This window comes from Aestuariivirga sp., from assembly GCF_046093005.1.
Lineage (GTDB): Bacteria > Pseudomonadota > Alphaproteobacteria > Rhizobiales > Aestuariivirgaceae > Aestuariivirga.
The window spans coordinates 1-3,674 of sequence record NZ_JBJTER010000165.1; the positions used below are offsets into that span (position 1 = coordinate 1).

Genomic DNA, 3,674 nt, shown 5'->3' on the forward strand with positions numbered 1-3,674 from the left:
GCTTCTGCGCATCGGCGATCAGCTTGGCGTTGATGTGGTAGACGATCTGCATGTGGCGCGGCAGCACGTGCTCGAAGAGGTGCACGGGCCAGCTTTCGAGCGCCTCGGGAAGCAGCGTGTGGTTGGTGTAGCTGATCGCACCCTTCGTGATCTCCCAGGCCGCGTCCCAGTCGAGGGCGTGGTTGTCGACGAGCAGGCGCATGAGTTCGGCCACGGCCACGGCGGGGTGCGTGTCGTTGAGCTGGATCGCCACCTTCTCGCTCAGCGAACGGATGTCGCCATATTGCTGCATGTGGCGGCGGATGATGTCCTGCAGCGAGGCTGAGGTGAAGAAATACTCCTGCCGCAGCCTCAATTCCTGGCCGGCGGGAGTCGAATCCGCCGGATAGAGCACGCGGGTGATGATCTCGGCCTTGTTGCTCTCCGCGAGCGCTGCCTGATAGTCGCCGCTGTTGAAAGCATCGAGGCGGATCGGGTCGAGGGCGCGCGCGGTCCACAGCCTGAGCGTGTTCACGCGCTTGCCGCGCCAGCCGGCGATCGGCGTGTCGCAGGCGGAGGCCAGGAGTTTTTCCGCCGGCTTCCAGTGCCGTTGCTGGCTGCGGCCGGTCTCGACGCCGGGCGCCACATGGCCGCCGAATCCGATCTCATAGGCGGCCTCGCGGCGTCCAAATTCCCAGGGGTTGCCATGCTCAAGCCAGTTTTCGGGAAGCTCCTCCTGCCAGCCATCGACGATCTTCTGGCGGAACAGGCCGTGATCGTAGCGGATGCCATAGCCATAGGCGGGGATGTCGAGGCTCGCCATGCTCTCCATGAAGCAGGCTGCAAGCCGCCCCAGCCCGCCATTGCCCAGCGCCGCATCGGGCTCCAGAGCCGCCACCAGATCAAGCTCGACATTGAGCGATTGCAGCGCCTGGGTGAAGGCCTCGGTCAGTTCGAGATTGCGCATCGCATCGCGCAGCAGGCGGCCGATGAGGAATTCCAGCGAGAGATAGTAGACGCGCTTTGATTGCGTCTGATAGGCCCGCCTTGTCGATTCCATCCAGCGGTCGATGATGCGGTCGCGCAGCGCGAGGATCGTGGCGTTGAGCCAATCATGGCGCTTGGCCACATCGGGATTCTTGCCAATGGCATAGGTGAGCTTCTGGAGGATTTCGGCGCGGATCGTGGCGGCGTCGGCGGGGCGGGAGGCAAATTCAAACATTGGTCTGCTATTGGTGCTCTTTGTTCTTTCTCGTCTCAAGCCTAGAGCATAGATCAACCGCTTGGAAACGAAATGATTTCCTTGGCGGCTTGAAGAGGGTGCAAGAGTAACGGAGATGACTTGCGGCTGGTTGCGGGTTCGGGGGTCCTTTGCCGCCTGGCTGGCTGGATGTTTTGTTACATAACAATCTCGTGCCGTCTCGGTCAGCGGCGATTGCGCAGCTCACCCGGGTCCGCCGCCGGACAGCCTATTGAAAAGTTCTTTCAGGCGCCGTGGCATTTCTTGAACTTGCGGCCGGCGCGAGGGGCAAGGGCGGCGCTGCCCGCTTCTTTTCGTTCGCAGCGCGCCAGCGACAAAGGATTTCCACGCATGGAGCGGCTGCCGGGGACCGGAACCAGGGCGTCATCAAAACCCGGATCATGGTCCCGCCAGATGGTTTCATCGGATTCGGCGTCATAACCGAACAATGGATCGCAGGCTTCCTCATTCAAACTGGCGATGATGCCACTATGGTGCTGCAAGATCAGGCCGGTGTTCCGGCTGGCCTTCTCAAGACCGGCGAGCAGCATGGTCTCCTCATTCCCGATGCACTCCCTGATCAGAACCAATTCCCGTTCTCCAGGTTCGATCATCGCAGCCTCTGCGGTTCGGCGCGGCCCAACCTGGCGCAAAACGCGTCAGTGAGAACCAGCATGCAAGAAGCAAAATTTGACCAACTGAACAAATTCTGTCATTCTCTCCCTAAGTCAATTCGGCAAGGAGCAGGGATCATGGCGGAGAGACGGCCCAACATCGCGGCAGGGCGCCTCGGCGATGCGAATTATGCATCCAATTTCAATGACATCCATCCGCCGCTCGATGATCATGAGGCGCTCGTCGAATCCGACCGCTGCTATTTCTGCTTTGACGCGCCCTGCATGAAGGCCTGTCCGACGACGATCGACATTCCGCTGTTCATCCGCCAGATCCAGACGGGCCACCCCGAAACCGCCGCCAAGACCATCCTCGACCAGAACATCTTCGGCGGCATGTGCGCCAGGGTCTGCCCCACCGAAACGCTCTGCGAGGAGGCTTGCGTGCGCGAGGCGGCGGAAGGAAAGCCGGTCCGCATCGGGCTTCTGCAGCGCTACGCCACCGACGCGCTGATGGCGGAGCCGGGCCACCCCTATGAGCGTGCCGCGCCGACCGGAAAGCGGGTGGCGGTCGCCGGCGGCGGCCCCGCCGGGCTTGCCTGCGCCCACCGGCTGGCCATGCACGGCCACGACGTCACCGTATTCGAGGCCCGGCCGAAATCCGGCGGCCTCAATGAATATGGCATCGCCGCCTACAAGACGCCCGGCGGCTTCGCCCAGAAGGAAGTGGATTTCATCCTCGGCATCGGCGGCATCACCGTCGAGCACGGCAAGAAGCTGGGCCAGGACCTGACCCTCGATGATCTCCGCAAGCGCTTCGACGCCGTGTTCCTGGGTGTCGGGCTGCAGGGCGTCAATGCGCTCGGCGCCCAGCACGATGATGCCGCCGGCGTCGAGGATGCGGTCGGCTACATCGCGGCGCTGCGCCAGGCCAGCGATCTCGCCCGCCTGCCGGTGGGCCGCCACGTGCTGGTGATCGGCGGCGGCATGACGGCGATCGACGTTGCCGTGCAGTCGAAGCTGCTGGGGGCGGAGGATGTGACCATCCTCTACCGCCGCGGCCCCGCCCAGATGAAGGCGAGCCCCTATGAACAGGACGTGGCCCAGACCCGCGGCGTCAGGATCAAGCATTGGGTGATGCCCAGGAAAGTGATCGCCGAACATGGCAAGGCCGTCGGCCTTCTGTGCGAATACACGCGCGAAACTGACGGACGTCTGGCGGGCACCGGCGAGAGTTTCGAACTTCCCGCCGACATGATCTTCCGGGCCATCGGCCAGAGCTATGTCGATGCCGCCGGCGGCGCCCTGTTGCTGGAAGGCGGGCGCATCAAGGCGGATGCCGAGCGGCGCACCAGCCTCAAGGGCGTCTGGGCGGGGGGCGACTGCGTGGCGGGCGGCCAGGACCTGACGGTGGCCGCCGTGGACGATGGCCGCCGCGCCGCCGAATCCATCCATCAGTTTCTCACGGCTTAGAGGACGACAGCCATGGCCGACCTGCGCAGCAATTTTCTCGGCATCAAATCGCCCAATCCGTTCTGGCTGGCCTCGGCGCCGCCCACCGACAAGGAATACAACGTGGTGCGCGCCTTCAAGGCGGGCTGGGGTGGTGTTGTCTGGAAAACGCTGGGCGAGGAAGGCCCGCCGATCGTCAACGTCTCGGGCCCGCGCTATGGCGCCATTCATGGTGCGGACCGGCGCCTGCTCGGCCTCAACAACATCGAACTCATTACCGACCGTCCGCTGGAGGTGAACCTCCGCGAGATCAAGAAGGTCAAGCGTGAATGGCCCGATCGCGCCATGATCGTGTCGATAATGGTGCCCTGCCAGGAAGAGTCATGGAA

Annotated in this window: 3 protein-coding genes and 1 pseudogene; 2 read left to right on the plus strand and 2 right to left on the minus strand. The window is 63.6% G+C overall.

Translation table 11 applies throughout. The features are described 5' to 3' along the window. Positions 1 to 1,201 (minus strand): glycogen/starch/alpha-glucan phosphorylase (locus ACKOED_RS14140; protein WP_408917255.1); only part of this gene is annotated, 1,201 nt, incomplete at its 3' end. Positions 1,202 to 1,464: 263 nt separating this feature from the next. Beyond that, on the minus strand, positions 1,465 to 1,770 hold the full coding sequence (locus ACKOED_RS14145) for a hypothetical protein (RefSeq protein WP_408917256.1): 306 nt from the start codon (positions 1,768 to 1,770) through the stop codon (positions 1,465 to 1,467). A gap of 201 nt (positions 1,771 to 1,971) precedes the next feature. Here ACKOED_RS14145 and ACKOED_RS14150 point away from each other — a divergent pair, with 201 nt between their 5' ends. Then, positions 1,972 to 3,306 carry an NAD(P)-dependent oxidoreductase gene (locus ACKOED_RS14150; RefSeq protein ID WP_408917257.1) on the plus strand — a complete coding sequence of 445 codons (1,335 nt, stop codon included), beginning with the start codon at positions 1,972 to 1,974 and terminating at the stop codon, positions 3,304 to 3,306. Positions 3,307 to 3,318: 12 nt separating this feature from the next. Continuing rightward, positions 3,319 to 3,674 (plus strand): annotated as a pseudogene (locus ACKOED_RS14155) (NAD-dependent dihydropyrimidine dehydrogenase subunit PreA); the annotation flags it as partial.